The sequence below is a fragment of the Labrys sp. Lb11 genome (assembly GCF_057554225.1).
Genome location: NZ_BAAJOT010000009.1, coordinates 76,697 through 91,806 on the forward strand (window position 1 = coordinate 76,697; position 15,110 = coordinate 91,806).

Consider the following 15,110-nt stretch of genomic DNA (forward strand, 5'->3'; position numbering starts at 1 on the left):
GCCGCCGTTCAGGCCTCGTGCGGGCGCCGCGCGGCATAGATCATGTGCACCGCGACCCCGGCGATCAGACCCCAGAAGGCCGAGCCGATGCCGAAGGCGCTGAAGCCGGAGGCGGTGACCAGGAAGGTCATCAGGGCCGGCACCCGCTCCTTCTCGTCCTGCACGGCGCCGTGCATCGCCGAACCGAAGGCACCCGTCAGGGCCAGGCCCGCCACCGCCTCGACCAGGATGGGCGAGGCATGGGTGACGAGCACCGTCGCGACCGCGGCCAGCGCGGCGAGGGCGACATAGGCGAACCCGGCCACCACCGCGGCGACATAGCGGCGCCTGTGGTCGGGATGGGCATCCGGTCCGGCGCAGAGCGCGGCGGTGATGGCGGCGAGGTTGACGGTCGGGGCGCCGGCAAAGGCGCCGAGCGCCGAGGCCGCGCCGGTCAGAAGGAAGATCGGGCGGGTCGGCGGCCGGTAGCCGAAGGTGGACAGCACAGTCAGGCCCGGGATGTTCTGCGAGGCCATGGTGACGACGAACAGCGGCAGGGCGATCGAGACCATGGCCTGCCAGTCGAACACCGGGGTGACCCATTCGAAATGCGGCAGCGCCGCATAGGACATGCCGCCCGGCGAGGTCAGGGCCAGGGCGGCGATGGCGACCACCAGGGCGGCCGGAGCCGCCCAGAGCCGCCAGAAGCGCCCGACCACCACCCAGACCACGATCACCAGCAGCGCCACGCTTGGCACCTGCGTCAGGGCCGCGAAGGGGGCCAGGCATAGTTTCAGCAGGATGCCGCCGAGCATGCCGTTCGCCACCGGTCGCGGGATCATCCCGATGAGCCGCCCGAGCGGCGTCCACAGGCCGGTGAGCATGATCAGACCGCCGGTGGCGATGAAGGCCCCGACGGCGGCCGGAAAGCCGCCCGGCAGGACGCCCAGCGTCGTCAGCAGCGCCATGCCCGGCGTGGACCAGGCCGCCGAGATCGGCATCCGCGTCCACAGGCTCAGCACCACGCCGCATAGGGCCTGGGCCAGGCACAGCACGGCCAGGCCGGAGATGATCTGGCCTTCGCTGGCTCCGACGGCCGAGAGGCCGTGGATGACGACGGCCACGGTGGAGGCATAGCCGACGATGGCGACGAGCATGCCGACGCCGATGGACTGGGGAGATGCGTCGGAAACCATGGCGCGGGCAGGGAGCGGAGGGACGGGCGCGAACCGGCGCATCGCGCCGGAACGGAGGGGAGGCTCCCGTGTGCCGGCCGGGCCGGCGCCTGTCAATTGCCGAAGCTCCGCACCAGGGAGCCTGCGACCAGATTCCAGCCGTCGACGAGCACGAAGAAGATCAGCTTGAACGGCAGCGACACCGTCACCGGCGGCAGCATCATCATGCCCATCGACATCAGCACCGAGGCGACGACGAGGTCGATGATCAGGAAGGGCAGGAACAGGAGGAAGCCGATCTCGAAGGCACGCCGCAGCTCCGAGATCATGAAGGCCGGAATGAGCACGCGCAGGCTCACGCCCTGCGCCGTCTCCGGGCGCGGCTCCTTGGCCATGTCGAGGAACAGCGCCAGGTCCTTCTCGCGCACATTCTTGAGCATGAACTCGCGGAAGGGCTGCGTCGTGCGCTCGAAGGCCTGGGTCTGGTCGATCTGCCGGGCAAGAAAGGGCTGGATGCCTTGGTCATAGGCCGCCTGGAAGGCCGGAGCCATGATGAAGCCGCTGAGGAACAGCGCCAGCGACAGCACCACCGCGTTGGAAGGCGCCGTGTTCGTGCCGATGGCTGTGCGCAGCAGCGACAGCACCACCGCGATGCGGGTGAAGGAGGTCACCATCACCAGGATCGACGGGGCGATCGACAGGACGGTGACGAGCGCCACCAGCTGCAGCGCGCGCTCGGTGACGCCGGTGCCTTCCGGCAGGCTGAGGGTGAGGCTTTGCGCCGCCGCCGGCCCGGCCAGGAGGAGCAATGTCAGCAGGCTGCAGCCGGCGATGCGGAACGCGCCGGCCCGCCGCTCGCCCACCCCGGCGCGATGGCCGCCGGCGCTGCATGCGTCCGGGCAGGCAGGCTGCCGTTCAGGCCTCACCATGGCCGCGAGCATCTGCAGCCGCGCGGCAAGGCCCTGGCGCTCCGGCGCAAATGGCCGACCGCGCCGGCATGGCCGGATGAGGGACCTTCACAGCGCATGCCGACCGGCCGGCGACCCTGCATCGAACATTGCCCCATCCCGACGCCTGTTGGAGAGGCCCGGCCGTGATTGCGGAAGGTTGCGCCCCGCCGCGGGATTGCCGCGAGGCGCCGATGGCCGGCGACCTATGACTTGGGCGGACCCGGGCTGCGGCCGAGCAGGCTCGCCATCTCTTCCTCGAGGCTGGCGAACGGGTCGGGCGCGGGAGCCGGGGCCGGCTGGGCGGGCGGCTTGGCTGCGGTCTCGGCCGGCGGCTCGCGCCGGAATTGCGGGATCGGCGGCAGGGTCGGACGGTTCGGCTTGACGGGTTCCGGCGTCGCTGGAGCGGCAGGCGGCGCCGGCGGTTCTGCCGGCGTATCCGGCACGGGCTCGATCCGCGGGGTCGGGCGAAGCTGCGGCAGCTTCAGATCCGGCAGCTTGAGGTCGGGCAGCTTCAGCTCCGGCACCCGCAGTTCCGCCAGGGCGGGCTTGGCAGGCTGCTGCGCCGCGGGGACTGCGACTTGAGGAGGGGCTGGCTGAGAACCCGCCGGCGCCGGAGCTGCCGGCGTCGCAGCAACCGGTGCCGGCGCGGCCGGCGCCGGAGCAGCTTGCTCGGCCGGCCGGGCCTGGGGGGGCGCCGGCCGTACCAGGGTTGGCTTTGCCGGCGGGCTGGCGGGCTTCTGCCCGCTGAGCTGCGGCGGGGCCGGCCTGGCGGGAGCCGGCCGGGCCGCAGCGGGCGCCGGCTGGTCCTGGGCTGTGGCCGGCGGCGCCGGCCTGACCGGCGGCGCGGGGCGGGCCGACGCAGGCGGTTCCTGAGCCGCAGCCGCGGCCGGTGCAGGCCTGGCCGGCTGGACGGGCGGGTGGGCGGGAGCGGCCGTCTGCTGGTCCTGGGCCGCCGGAGCCGCGCGCATCGCCGCGACGCGCCCGGGCGCCGGCCGTGCCTGCGCGGATTGCTCCTGGGTTGCCGGGGGGGGCGACGCCGGCCTGGCGGGCTGCGGCGCGGGCCTGGCCGGCGCCGGCGGGACCGGTTGCTCGGCGACGGGCGGAGCCTGCGGTTCCGGCTTGTCGGTACCGGCCGTCCGCGTCTCCAGTGGCAGGTCGAACTCATCCTGCATGGTCTCGGCTGGCTCGATCACCGCCGGCTCGGCGACGGGCGACTTCGCCATGGCCGCCGGCCTTTCGGCCACAGGCGGCCTTTCCGCCCGCGGCGGCGGCGCCGGCTCGTCATCGGCGAACAGGGCGGCTTCGAGGTCGGCGGTGTCGATCACCGGACCCGCGGCAGCGGCTTGCGGCGGCGGCGTGTCTTCCGGCCGGGGGGGGCGGGCCGCGGCCGGCGGCATCGCCGGAGGCGGCGCGGGCCGGCGCGCGCCGTCCTGGGGCCGCTCCAGCCCGCCGAGCTCGAGCGGGCGCTCGGCCCGTGGCGGCATCTCGGCCGGCGCCGCCTCGGGGCGCAGCTGCTGCGGCGGACGGGCGCGTGGAATGGTCGATTCGATGACGACGTCGTTCGGGCCGCCGATCATGATCAGATGCTCGACATTGTCCCGGCGGATCAGCACCAGCTTGCGCCGTCCGTCCACCGAATGCGCATCGAGCACGCCCAGGCGTGGCTGACGCCCGCGCGCGCCGTTGCCGGCGAGCCGGGGACCGGGCAGGAGGAAGCGCACCACGAACCAGAACAACCCCAGCAGCGCGAAGATCACGACGAATGCGATGAGCATCTTCGCCGATGTCGGCAGGGATGTGCCGAACAGTGAATCCAACAAGTCCATCGAACACGTCCTTCAACAGGCCGGCAGCCGTTTAGACGGAAAGCTCGGCGATTTTGCGTACAATCCCGCAGAATCGGCGTCCCTAACAAATGCTTAAACACGAAGAATCGTCGCCCCGTAAGAGCCTTGTCCACGAACCAATCCATGGACGCCGTCGCCGCACCGACGGCAGGGTCTCTCATCTCTTGGATGCGATGTTTTTTGTAATTTATTGATATTGATGTTTTTTTCAAAAATTCCCTGCGCTGTCAATGCCGAAATCGGACACGGGATTAACCTGGGATTAACCATGCGGCCGGCATTTTTTGCCGACCGGATCGAGGGGAATCCGGTGGGGAGGAAGCCATGACGTTCGCGGATATTCCGCTCGTCGACATGCTGAAGACCAGGATGCGCTGGCTCGAATCGCGCCAGAAGCTGCTGGCGGAGAACGTCGCCAACGCGGATACGCCCGGCTACGGCCAGCGTGACCTCAAGCCGCTCGGCTTTGCCGAGCTGCTGGCGGGCGGCGGCTCGTCGGGGCAAGTCCTGCCCGTCCGGACCAGCGCCATGCATATCGCAGCCGCCGGCACCGGCGACGCCCGCTTCGATCCGGTGCGCGAGCACAGCTTCGAGACCACGCCCGACGGCAATTCGGTGGTGGTCGAGGACGAGATGATGAAGGTCGCCGAGACCCAGCAGGACTATCAGCTGGCATCGATGCTCTACGCCAAGAGCCTCGGCCTCCTGAAGATGGCGGTGAAGCGGGGCTGACCATGGATCTGATGCGCTCCATCGGCATCGCCGCGTCCGGCCTGAAGGCCGAATCCGGCCGCATGCGCGTGATCGCCGAAAACCTCGCCAACGCCGATTCCACCGCCGCCACGCCCGGCGGCGATCCCTACCAGCGCAAGGTCGTGACTTTCGGCTCGATGGTGGACCGCGACCTCGATGCGACCGTGGTGACGCTGGGGCGCATCCGGCGCGACGAGTCGGCCTTCAGGGTCGAGCACGAGCCGGGCAACCCGGCGGCGGACGACAAGGGCTACGTCAAGCGGCCCAATGTCAATCCGCTGATCGAGCAGATGGACATGCGCGAGGCGCAGCGAGCCTACGAAGCCAATCTCAACGTCATCGGCGCGGCGCGGCGCATGATCGCCCGCACCCTCGATATCCTGCGCGGCTGAGGAGGCCGACGATGACCGCACCCGCCATCGCCGCCGGCGCCTATGCCGCCGCAGCGCAGAAATATGCCGCCGCCGCAACACCGGCGCAGAGGCCGGCAACGGCCGGCGCCGGACCGGACACCTCCTTCGCCAGCCTGCTCGGCCAGGCTCTCGGCACGGTCAGCCAGATCGGCCAGACGGCCGACGCGGCCGCGATGAAGGCGACGGCCGGGCGTACCGACATGATCGACATCGTCACCGCCGTGGCCGAGAGCGAGACGGCGATGCAGACGCTGATCAGCGTGCGCGACCGGGTGATCTCGGCCTATGAAGAGATCATGCGCATGTCGATCTAGGCCCGATTCGGGACGGCGGTCCCGAGGCCGGGCGGGGATCGCCGATGCGCCGTGGATGGTCCCGGCACGCCGGTCGGGATCGGGCAGGAGCCGCGGCAGCGGGGCATGGCATGACGGGTCCGGAAGTCCTCGACATCTCGCGCGACGCGATCGTCACGCTGCTGAAGGTCGCGAGCCCGATGATGATCGTCGGCCTGGTGGTCGGCGTCGCCATCTCGCTGCTGCAGGCCCTGACGCAGATCCAGGAGCAGACGCTGGCCTTCGTGCCGAAGATCCTGCTGATGTTCGTGGCGTTGATCCTCATGCTGCCGTTCATGAGCGACGCCCTCGGCGGCTACATGACCCGCGTGGCGGCGCGCATCGCCGCCGGCGGCTAGGATGCGGCGGTGACGCTGACCTTCGACCTCCTGCCGCAGGTGGCCGCGGTCTTCATCCTGATGCTGGCGCGCATCGGCACCATGACCATGCTGATGCCGGCGCTGGGCGAGGCCAGCGTGCCGTCGCGGATACGCCTGGCCGTCGCGCTGATGCTGACGCTGCTGTTCTTCCCGCTGGTCAACGCCTCCTACCGGATCGAGATGCAGCTGCCGGTGCTGATGCGCCTGCTGGCCGCCGAGCTCGCCGTCGGCTTCGTCATCGGCGCCGCCGGCCGGCTGCTGATGAGCAGCCTGCAGACCGCCGGCACCGTGATCGCCAACCAGCTCGGCCTCGGCTTCGTCACGACGGTCGACCCGACCCAGGGCCAGCAGGGGGCGATCTTTTCCGGCTTCCTGGGCCTGCTGGCGGTTACGCTGATCTTCGCCAGCGACCTGCACCATCTCGTCATCGCCGCGCTCTTCGACAGCTATACGCTGTTCGCGCCGGGGACCCTGCCGCCGGCCGGCGACGCCGCGCAGATGATCCTGCAGACGGTGGCGGGGGCGTTCCGCATCGCCATCCAGATCTCGGCCCCCTTCCTGGTGTTCGGGCTGATCTTCAACGCCGGCCTCGCCGTCCTCTCCAAGCTGATGCCGCAGATGCAGGTGTTCTTCATCGGCCTGCCGGCGACGATCATGCTGGGGCTCCTGCTGCTCGCCCTGGTCATCGCCGCGATGATGGCGGTCTGGCTCGGCTATCTACAGGACGGCCTGCAGGCCTTCGCGGGGCGATGAGGCCATGGCCGACAGTGACGACGCCGGCGAACGCACGCTCGAGCCGACCCAGAAGAAGCTCGACCAGGCGATCGAGCGCGGCGACGTCGCCAAGAGCCAGGAACTGAGCACCTGGTTCGTGCTCGGCGCCGGCACGCTGGCCTTCTTCCTCTTCGCCAAGGGCGCCGCGTACGACCTGGCGCAGGCCATGCGCGGCTACCTCGCCAATGCCGGGCGGATCGTCGTCGAAGGGCCGGTGCTGATGGCTGCGGCGCGCCAGCTCCTGCTGGCGGCGGGGGCCGCGATCGGCCTGCCGCTGCTGATGCTGCTGGTCGCCTCCATCGCCGGCAACGCCGTGCAGCACCGGCTGGTGTGGAGCTACGACCCGATCACTCCGAAACTGTCGAAGATTTCGCCGATGGCCGGGTTCAAGCGCCTGTTCGGCCAGGCCGCCTGGGTGAATTTCGGCAAGGGCCTGGTCAAGCTGGCCGTGGTCGGCGCCGTGCTGGTCTTCGTGCTCTGGCCGCAGCGCGCTTCGGTGGCCGGCCTGCTTTCGGTCGACGTCGCCGGCATCGCCCCCTTCGCCTTCGGGCTGACGCTGCAGCTCCTGTCCTCGGCGCTGGTCATCCTCGCCTTCGTCGCCGTCGCCGACTTCGTCTACCAGCGCCATTCCTGGTACGAGCGCCAGCGCATGACCGTGCAGGAGCTCAAGGAGGAGTTCAAGCAGAGCGAGGGCAATCCGGAGGTCAAGGCCAAGATCAAGCAGCTGCGTCGCCAGCGCGCCTCGCGGCGCATGATGGCCAACGTGCCCAAGGCCACCGTGGTGATCACCAACCCGACCCACTTTGCGGTGGCGCTGCAATACGAGCCCGGCATGGCCGCGCCGGTGTGCCTGGCCAAGGGCGTGGATGCGGTGGCGCTGCGCATCCGCGAGGTCGCGGCCGAGCACGGCGTCGCCGTCGTCGAGAATCCGCCGCTGGCCCGCGCCCTGCACGCCGGGGTCGAGGTCGACCGCGAGATCCCTGCCGACCATTACCGCGCGGTGGCGGAGGTCATCTCCTATGTGATGAAGCTGAAGGCACGCCGCGGCTGGCGTCCGGCTTGACCGGCGGGCCGGCAACCCCACTTCCTGGGAAGCCACCCCGAACGGAGACCGACCATGCGCCGCTTCGCCCTCGCCGCCGTGCTGTTCTCGGGCCTGTCCGCCACGGCCGCCGCCGGCGAGACGATCGCCACCGTCGGCGACGCCGCCAAGGTCGCGGTCTTCGCCCAGGGACTGGAGCATCCCTGGGGCCTCGCCTTCCTGCCGGACGGGCGCGCCCTGGTGACCGAGCGGCCCGGACGGTTGCGCGTCGTCGGCAAGGACGGCTCCCTGTCGGAGCCGCTGCGAGGCGTGCCCGCCGTCTTCGCCGAAGGGCAGGGCGGCCTGCTCGACGTGGCGATCGGCCCCGATTTCGCCGCCAGCCGCCGGATCTATCTCTCCTTCGCCGAGGCCGGTCCGGGCGGGGCCGGCACCGCGGTGGCCAGCGGCCGGCTGGCGGACGCCCGGCTCGAGGATGTCAAGGTGATCTATCGCCAGGTCGGCAAGGTCGACAGCAAGAACCATTTCGGCTCGCGCCTGGCCTTCGCGCCGGACGGCACGCTGTTCGTCACCCAGGGCGACCGTTATTCGCAACGCGAGCGGGCGCAGGATCTGTCGAGTCTTATCGGCAAGATCGTGCGCATCAATCCGGACGGGTCGATCCCCAAGGACAACCCCTTCGTCGGCAAGTCGCCGGCGCGCCCGGAAATCTGGTCATACGGCCACCGCAACGTTCAGGGCGCGGCGATCGATCCGAAGACCGGAAGGCTGTGGACGGTGGAGCACGGCGCCAGGGGCGGCGACGAGCTCAACCACCCCGAGGCCGGCAAGAACTACGGCTGGCCGGTGATCACCTATGGCCGCGACTATTCCGGCGCCAAGATCGGCATCGGCACGGCGGCGCCGGGCATGGAGCAGCCGGTGTTCTACTGGGATCCCTCGATCGCGCCGTCCGGCCTGATGTTCTACACCGGCGACCGTTTCCCGGCCTGGACGGGCAGCCTGTTCGTCGGCGCGCTGAACGGCCACCTGCTGGCCCGTCTCAGCCTCGACGGCGACAAGGTGGTGCGGGAGGAACGCCTGCTCCAGGACCTCGGCCGGCGCATCCGCGACGTCCGCCAGGGACCGGACGGCCTGATCTATCTGCTGACCGACGAGGAGGACGGCCAGATCCTGCGCATCGAGCCGATGGCCGGCTGAGAGGTCGCGCCAAGGCTTGCGCAAGCAAGTCGGGCCGGCGGCGTCAAAGTTCAAACGGCCTTAACCGATTCTGAATCTTGTCCTGACAATGCTCTTGCAGTCTATTCCGATCCGCCGCGACGAATCATGGTCTTGCGGATATTTCTGGAACGTCTCGGCGAGAGGTTGTCATGGCGAACGGCGAGGGCGGTGGCGGCCAGGGCTTCGCCATCGACCGCAGCGAGCGGGCGAGCAGGATCAAGCCGGCGCTCGTGGCGGCGCTTGCCGCCGCCTTGCTGACGGCCCTCGCGGCCTCGACCTTCCTGGCCAAGGAGCAGGCGGAATCCCTGGTGCTGGGCCTGCTGGCCATCCTGGCCGCGGTCGGAGTGGTGTCGCTGTGCATGCACGCCTTCGGCTTCGTGCATTTCGGCGGCGACGGCCAGGCGCGCAACGACCTGACCAAGGACCTCGCGGACGACTCGCCCGAGGGGCTGGTCGTCACGGACCGGGAAGGCCGGGTCGTCTACGCCAACGCCACCTACCTGAAGATGACCGGCGCCAATGACGACAAGGACGTGCGGCCGGTCGAGCGCGCCTTCACCGGCGATCCCGACGTGTCCGAGCCGGTCTATCGCCTGGCCCAGGCGGCGCGCGGCGGCCAGAAGCTGACCGAGGAGTTCCGCATCGCCGCCACGCCGCCGGCGGGCAGCGCCTCCTGGTACCGGGTGCGGGTGCGCCCGATGAGCCATCCGGCCCGGGCCGGGACGACGGTGTGGAACGTCGCCGACATCACCCGCGAGCGCGAGCGCCAGGAAAACGCCTTCCTGGAGTTGCAGCACGCCATCGACTATCTCGACCATGCGCCGGCCGGCTTCTTCTCGGCCGAGCCGTCGGGCGACATCGCCTACATGAACGCGACGCTGGCCGGCTGGCTCGACTTCGACCTGGCCCAGTTCGGCAATGGCGGCCTCAGGCTCGCCGACATCCTGCCCGGGCACACCGGCGCGCTGGTCGCCGCCACCACGGGCGAGCCCGGCAGCGTCAAGACCGAAATCATCGATGTCGACCTGCGCCGGCGCAACGGCACCATCCTGCCCGTGCGCCTGTTCCACAAGATGGCCTTCTCCGCCGACGGCCATCCCGGTGCCTCGCGCACGCTGGTGATCTATCGCGGGCCCGGCGGCGACGTTTCGGAAGGGTTGCGCGCCGCCGAGGTGCGCTTCGCCCGTTTCTTCAACAACAGCCCGCTCGCCATCGCCACCATCGACAAGGAAGCGCGCATCATCCGCACCAATGCCGCCTTCATGCGGCTGTTCCGCGGCGCCATCAAGGGCGAGGCGCAGGGCAGCGCGCTGATCGAAGGCGTGGCCGAGCGTGAGCGCGAGGCGCTCGGCGGCCTGCTGCGCCAGGCGACCGCCGGCCATGGCGGCCTGGAGCCGCTGGAGGCGGTGCTCGCCGGCGAGACGGCGCGCTCGGCCCGCTTCTGGTTCGCGCCGGTCGACGGCGGCGAGGAGGACCGCGAGGCGGCGATCGTCTACGTCGTCGACACCAGCGAGCAGCGGGCCCTGCAGGAGCAGTTCGCCCAGAGCCAGAAGATGCAGGCGGTGGGCCAGCTCGCCGGCGGCGTGGCGCACGATTTCAACAATGTGCTCGGCGCGATCATGCTGGCCGCCGACTTCCTGATCGCCAGTCACGGCCCGGGCGACCCGGCGTTCCAGGACATCATGTCCATCAAGAGCAACGCCAACCGCGCCGCCAACCTGGTGCGCCAGCTCCTGGCCTTCTCGCGCCGCCAGACCCTGCGCCCGCAGGTCCTGAACCTCAATGACGCGGTGTCGGATCTCTCGCTGCTGCTGCGCCGCCTGCTCGGCGAGAAGGTCTCGCTCGATGTCGTGCACGGCCGCGACCTCTGGCCGGTCAAAGCCGACGTCAACCAGTTCGAGCAGGTGGTGATGAACCTCGCGGTCAATGCCCGCGACTCCATGCAGAACGGCGGCAAGGTGCTGATCCGCACCCTCAACCTGCCCGCGGCCGAGGCCGCGGCCTATGAGAAGAACGACCTGCCGCGGGCGGATTTCGTGGTGGTCGAGGTCGAGGACAGCGGCACCGGCATCCCGCCCGCGATCATGGACAAGATCTTCGAGCCCTTCTTCACCACCAAGGAGGTTGGCAAGGGCACGGGCCTGGGCCTGTCGACGGTCTATGGCATCGTCAAGCAGACCGGCGGCTGGATCCTGGTGGATTCGGTCGAGGGCAAGGGCACGACCTTCCGCATCTTCCTCCCGCGTCACATCGAGACGGTGCAGCCGGTGCTGCTGCCCGAGGAGGGCGTGCCCGCGGCCGCGGCTGCCGAACTGCCGGCCGCCGAGAAGCCCAAGGAGATGACCGATCTCACCGGCCGTGGCCGCATCCTGCTGGTCGAGGACGAGGATGCGCTGCGCGCTCTCTCGGCCCGCACCCTGGTGGCACGCGGATTCGAGGTGATCGAGGCGAGTTCCGGCATCGACGCGCTGCAGGCGCTGGAGGACGCCGGCGGCAATGTCGACCTCGTGGTCTCCGACGTGGTCATGCCCGAGATGGACGGCCCGACCCTGCTCAAGGAGCTGCGCAAGCGCAACGCCAGCGCCAAGATCATCTTCGTCTCCGGCTATGCCGAGGAAGCCTTCGAGAAGAACATGCCCAAGGGCGAGGTCTTCGCTTTCCTGCCCAAGCCCTTCTCGATGAAGCAGCTGGTCGAGGCGGTGAAGTCGAACATGGTGGCGTGACGGGGGAGCTTCGGCTCGCCCGACGCCCCATGCCTCCCTTGCCGAAGACGGACCGCACCATGACCCATCGCCTGTATGAGCTGCTGCAGGAACTCGATCGGCTTAGCCTGTGGTACCGCCTGGACCGGCATAGGCCGGACACCGTCATGGTGACGGTGACCGCCGTCGGCGAGCGTCTGGAGGTCGACGTTTTCGAAGACGGTCACATCGAGTTCTCGCGCTTCAGCGGCGACGAGGGTTGCGCAGGCGGATGCGAGGAACTCCTGGAGTTGCTGGCTTGCTTGGCTGCGGACGAGAGCCCGGGGACGAGCTGAGAAGGCCGTGCGCCTTGTCCTGCCTCTCCGTCGCCCCGCTACGCGTCGTCTGAACCGGAGTTACGGCAGCGCTCGCAGATGCCGCACAGGGCGGCCGGCGGCCACCGCCTGGGCGGCGTGGGCGATGGCGTTCTGGTCGATGCCGAAATGGCGGAACAGGTCCTGCACCGTGCCGGTCTGGCCGAAATGCTCGACGCCGAGCGCCTTGACGCGGTGGCCGTAGACGCCGCCGAGCCAGGCGAGCGTCGCGGGATGGCCGTCGAGCACCGTCACCAGGCCGCAATCGCGCGACAGCGGCGCGAGCAGGCGCTCGACATGGCTCGCCGCATGAGCGGCGCCGCGCTGGCGGGCATGCTCGGCCGCGTGCCAGCCGGCGTTGAGCCGATCGGCCGAGGTCACCGCCAGCACGCCGACGTCGCGGCGATCCTCGCCGATCAACCCGGCCGCCGCGATCGCCTCCGGCGCCACCGTGCCCTGGTAGGCGATCACCACCTGGGCGTTCGGCCCGGGCCGGCGCAGCCAGTAGCCGCCGTTGACGACGTCGGCGGCAAAGTCCGCATCGGCGCCGCGCCGGACCTGGTCGATCGGTCGGGTGGAGAGGCGCAGATAGACGGAGCCGCCGGTGGCGTCGCGTAGCCAGGTCCTGCCGTCCGGCTCGCGGTCGCCGTCGCGCTGCATGTAGTCGAAGGCCCAGCGCATGATGATGGCGAGCTCGTCGACGAAGGCCGGCTCGAAGGCCGCCAGCCCGTCCTGGGCCATGCCGATCAGCGGCGTGGCGATCGACTGGTGGGCGCCGCCTTCCGGCGCCAGCGCCACGCCCGACGGCGTCGCCACCACCATGAAGCGGGCGTCCTGGTAGCAGGCATAGTTCAGGGCATCGAGGCCGCGCTGGATGAAGGGATCGTAGAGCGTGCCGATCGGCAGCAGCCGCTCGCCGTTGATGGAATGCGACAGGCCGAGCGCCGAGAGCAGGATGAAGAGATTCATCTCCGCGATGCCGAGTTCGATGTGCTGGCCCTTTGCCGAGAACTCCCAGGCGAAGGTCGAGGGGATCTTCTCCTTGCGGAAGATGTCGGCCATCTCGGTGCGCGCGAACAGGCCGCGGCGGTTGACCCAGCCGCCGAGATTGGTCGAGACGGTGACGTCGGGGGCCGTGGTGACGACCCGGTCGGCCATGGGATGGTCGGTGGCGGCGAGGTCGTTGAGGATGATGCCGAAGCCCTGCTGGGTCGACATCACGGGGGCGGGGCGATAGGCCAGCGCCTCGGGCACCGGCACCTTCGCCGCGGCGAGGCGCCGGCGGCCGCGCTGGACGAAGGGCACGCGCTCGAGGAAAGCCTGCATCTCGCCGGGCGCGACGTCGAGGCCCTCGAACCGCTCCCACTCGTGGCCGGGCCGGATCGCCATCCTGTCGCGCAAGGCGTCCATCTGCGCCGTCGTCATCAGGCCGGCATGGTTGTCCTTGTGGCCCTGGAAGGGCAGGCCGAAGCCCTTGATGGTGTAGGCGATGAAGCAGGTCGGCCGGTCGTGCCGGCCGGCCGCCTCGAAGGCCTGCAGCAGCGCCGGCTGGTCATGGCCGGCGAGGTTGGTCATCAGCCGCGCCAGCTCCTCGTCCGAACGGGCGTCGATCAGGCGCGTCACGGCGCCCTGGTCGCCGATCTCGTCGGTCAGGCGCTTGCGCCAGGCCGCGCCGCCCTGGTAGCACAGCGCCGCATAGAGCTGGTTCGGGCAGCGGTCGATCCAGGCGCGCAGCGCCTCGCCGCCGGGCTCGCGGAAGGCGGCTTCCAGCAGCGAGCCGTATTTGAGGATGACCACGTCCCAGCCGAAATTGCGGAAGATCGACTCGAAGCGCTCCCACAACCCCTCGCGCACGACCGCATCGAGCGACTGGCGGTTGTAGTCGACGATCCACCAGGTGTTGCGAATGCCCTGCTTCCAGCCCTCCAGCAGCGCCTCGAAGATGTTGCCCTCGTCCATCTCCGCGTCGCCGACCAGGGCGACCATGCGGCCCTCCGGCCACTCGCCCCAGCCCTTGGCCTTCACATAGTCCTGCACCAGGGCGGAGAACAGCGTCTGCGCCACGCCGAGGCCGACCGAGCCGGTGGAGAAGTCGACGTCGTCGGCGTCCTTGGTGCGGCTGGGGTAGGACTGCGCGCCCTGATAGGCGCGGAACGCCTCCAGCTTCTCGCGGGTCTGCTGGCCGAACATGTATTGGAGGGCGTGGAAGATCGGCGAGGCATGCGGCTTCACCGCCACCCGGTCCTGCGGCCGCAGCACGGCGCCGTAGAGCACCGTCATGATGCCGGCGAGCGAGGCCGACGAGGCCTGGTGGCCGCCGATCTTCAGACCGTCGGCGGAGCCGCGGACATGGTTGGCGTTGTGGATCATCCAGGACGACAGCCACAGCGCCTTGCGCTCCAGGGCCGCGAGGAAGGGAAGCGACGAGGCATTCATGGCAGCTGTCCCGCAGGGCCGGCATGCTCGCCGGAACCACATCGCCGCAGGATCCCACAAGCGCCTGCCGATCTCAACTCGACGGCGTGGCGGTTTCATCCTATTTCATGTGCGAAGAGAAGCTGGATTGGCAGATTCCACCAATAGCGGGGAGGGCGGCGCGTGCAGCTCGATCGGGCGGACAAGAAGATCCTGGCGTCCCTGCAGGCCGACGGGCGCATGACCATCCAGGCGCTGTCGGAGGAGATCGGCCTGTCGCCGTCGCCCTGCCTGCGCCGGGTGCGGATGATGGAAGAGGCCGGCGTGATCCGGGGCTATGTCGCCCTGGTCGACCAGCAGGCGGTCGGCCTGCCGGTGTCGGTGTTCATCTCGATCAAGCTCGAGCGGCAGAAGGACGAGGAGCTCGACCGCTTCGGCGCCGCGATCCGCGCCTGGCCGGAAGTGCTCGAATGCTACCTGATGACGGGCCAGCGCGATTTCCTGCTGCGCGTCGTCTGCGCCGACCTGGCGGCCTATGAGACGTTTCTGCGCGAGAAGCTGACGCGCATCGACAATGTCTCGTCGATCGAGTCGAGCTTCGCGCTGGGGCAGGTGAAATATACCAACGTGCTGCCGATCGCGCCGTGAGGTTCGCTGGAGGTCGAGCCTTCTCTCCTTGGACATACTGCGGCCGAGGGGAGGCCTATCATCGACTCCCTGTCTCGCCCGGGATCGGACGCGGTGGGCAGCCCGGCGTCCGCTGTCCGGCCGGTGGCA

The 15,110-nt window shown here is 69.8% G+C and carries 15 protein-coding genes; 11 read left to right on the forward strand and 4 right to left on the reverse strand.

Annotated features, from left to right (window positions below):
• Nucleotides 1–8: 8 nt before the first annotated feature.
• The 3 genes from AC27L4_RS29195 to AC27L4_RS29205 all read right to left on the reverse strand — a co-directional run bounded on the left by AC27L4_RS29195 (nucleotide 9) and on the right by AC27L4_RS29205 (nucleotide 3,879).
• Nucleotides 9–1,175 (reverse strand): benzoate/H(+) symporter BenE family transporter, encoded by a 1,167-nt coding sequence (locus AC27L4_RS29195; protein WP_487146134.1) that lies wholly within the window; start codon nucleotides 1,173–1,175, stop codon nucleotides 9–11.
• 92 nt (nucleotides 1,176–1,267) lie between these two features.
• Nucleotides 1,268–2,083, reverse strand: coding sequence for a flagellar type III secretion system pore protein FliP (gene fliP, locus AC27L4_RS29200; RefSeq protein ID WP_487146135.1), 816 nt, complete (start codon nucleotides 2,081–2,083; stop codon nucleotides 1,268–1,270).
• A 224-nt stretch (nucleotides 2,084–2,307) separates the two neighbouring features.
• On the reverse strand, nucleotides 2,308–3,879 hold the full coding sequence (locus AC27L4_RS29205; RefSeq protein WP_487146136.1) for a hypothetical protein: 1,572 nt from the start codon (nucleotides 3,877–3,879) through the stop codon (nucleotides 2,308–2,310).
• On the opposite strand from AC27L4_RS29205, the gene AC27L4_RS29210 reads away from it, so the two are divergent.
• The 10 genes from AC27L4_RS29210 (at nucleotide 3,872) to AC27L4_RS29255 (ending at nucleotide 11,900) form a co-directional block, all read left to right on the forward strand.
• Entirely contained in the window at nucleotides 3,872–4,027 is a 156-nt protein-coding gene (locus tag AC27L4_RS29210) for a hypothetical protein (RefSeq protein ID WP_487146137.1), read from the forward strand. The genes AC27L4_RS29205 and AC27L4_RS29210 overlap by 8 nt on opposite strands.
• Nucleotides 4,028–4,275: 248 nt before the next feature.
• Complete coding sequence (flgB, locus tag AC27L4_RS29215; protein WP_487146138.1) at nucleotides 4,276–4,683, forward strand: flagellar basal body rod protein FlgB; 408 nt, start codon at nucleotides 4,276–4,278, stop codon at nucleotides 4,681–4,683.
• Between the two features lie 2 nt (nucleotides 4,684–4,685).
• A complete protein-coding gene (gene flgC / locus AC27L4_RS29220; RefSeq protein WP_487146139.1) occupies nucleotides 4,686–5,096 on the forward strand; it encodes a flagellar basal body rod protein FlgC in 411 nt (136 codons plus the stop codon).
• Nucleotides 5,097–5,107: 11 nt separating this feature from the next.
• Entirely contained in the window at nucleotides 5,108–5,431 is a 324-nt protein-coding gene (fliE, locus tag AC27L4_RS29225; protein ID WP_487146140.1) for a flagellar hook-basal body complex protein FliE, read from the forward strand.
• A gap of 110 nt (nucleotides 5,432–5,541) precedes the next feature.
• Complete coding sequence (gene fliQ, locus AC27L4_RS29230) at nucleotides 5,542–5,808, forward strand: flagellar biosynthesis protein FliQ (protein WP_487146141.1); 267 nt, start codon at nucleotides 5,542–5,544, stop codon at nucleotides 5,806–5,808.
• A gap of 9 nt (nucleotides 5,809–5,817) precedes the next feature.
• Nucleotides 5,818–6,582 (forward strand): flagellar biosynthetic protein FliR, encoded by a 765-nt coding sequence (fliR, locus tag AC27L4_RS29235; protein ID WP_487146142.1) that lies wholly within the window; start codon nucleotides 5,818–5,820, stop codon nucleotides 6,580–6,582.
• A gap of 4 nt (nucleotides 6,583–6,586) precedes the next feature.
• Complete coding sequence (flhB, locus tag AC27L4_RS29240) at nucleotides 6,587–7,666, forward strand: flagellar biosynthesis protein FlhB (protein WP_487146143.1); 1,080 nt, start codon at nucleotides 6,587–6,589, stop codon at nucleotides 7,664–7,666.
• Between the two features lie 54 nt (nucleotides 7,667–7,720).
• Nucleotides 7,721–8,842, forward strand: a complete 1,122-nt coding sequence (locus AC27L4_RS29245) for a PQQ-dependent sugar dehydrogenase (RefSeq protein WP_487146145.1) — start codon at nucleotides 7,721–7,723, stop codon at nucleotides 8,840–8,842.
• Between the two features lie 170 nt (nucleotides 8,843–9,012).
• The gene (gene cckA, locus AC27L4_RS29250; RefSeq protein ID WP_487146146.1) at nucleotides 9,013–11,586 is read left to right on the forward strand and encodes a cell cycle histidine kinase CckA; all 2,574 of its coding nucleotides are present in this window, start codon (nucleotides 9,013–9,015) and stop codon (nucleotides 11,584–11,586) included.
• A 59-nt stretch (nucleotides 11,587–11,645) separates the two neighbouring features.
• Entirely contained in the window at nucleotides 11,646–11,900 is a 255-nt protein-coding gene (locus AC27L4_RS29255; RefSeq protein WP_487146147.1) for a hypothetical protein, read from the forward strand.
• A 60-nt stretch (nucleotides 11,901–11,960) separates the two neighbouring features.
• Here the strand turns inward: AC27L4_RS29255 and AC27L4_RS29260 are convergent, their stop codons facing one another.
• Entirely contained in the window at nucleotides 11,961–14,354 is a 2,394-nt protein-coding gene (locus tag AC27L4_RS29260) for a transketolase (protein ID WP_487146148.1), read from the reverse strand.
• Between the two features lie 162 nt (nucleotides 14,355–14,516).
• On the opposite strand from AC27L4_RS29260, the gene AC27L4_RS29265 reads away from it, so the two are divergent.
• Nucleotides 14,517–14,981 carry an Lrp/AsnC family transcriptional regulator gene (locus tag AC27L4_RS29265; RefSeq protein ID WP_487146149.1) on the forward strand — a complete coding sequence of 155 codons (465 nt, stop codon included), beginning with the start codon at nucleotides 14,517–14,519 and terminating at the stop codon, nucleotides 14,979–14,981.
• Nucleotides 14,982–15,110 lie beyond the last annotated feature (129 nt).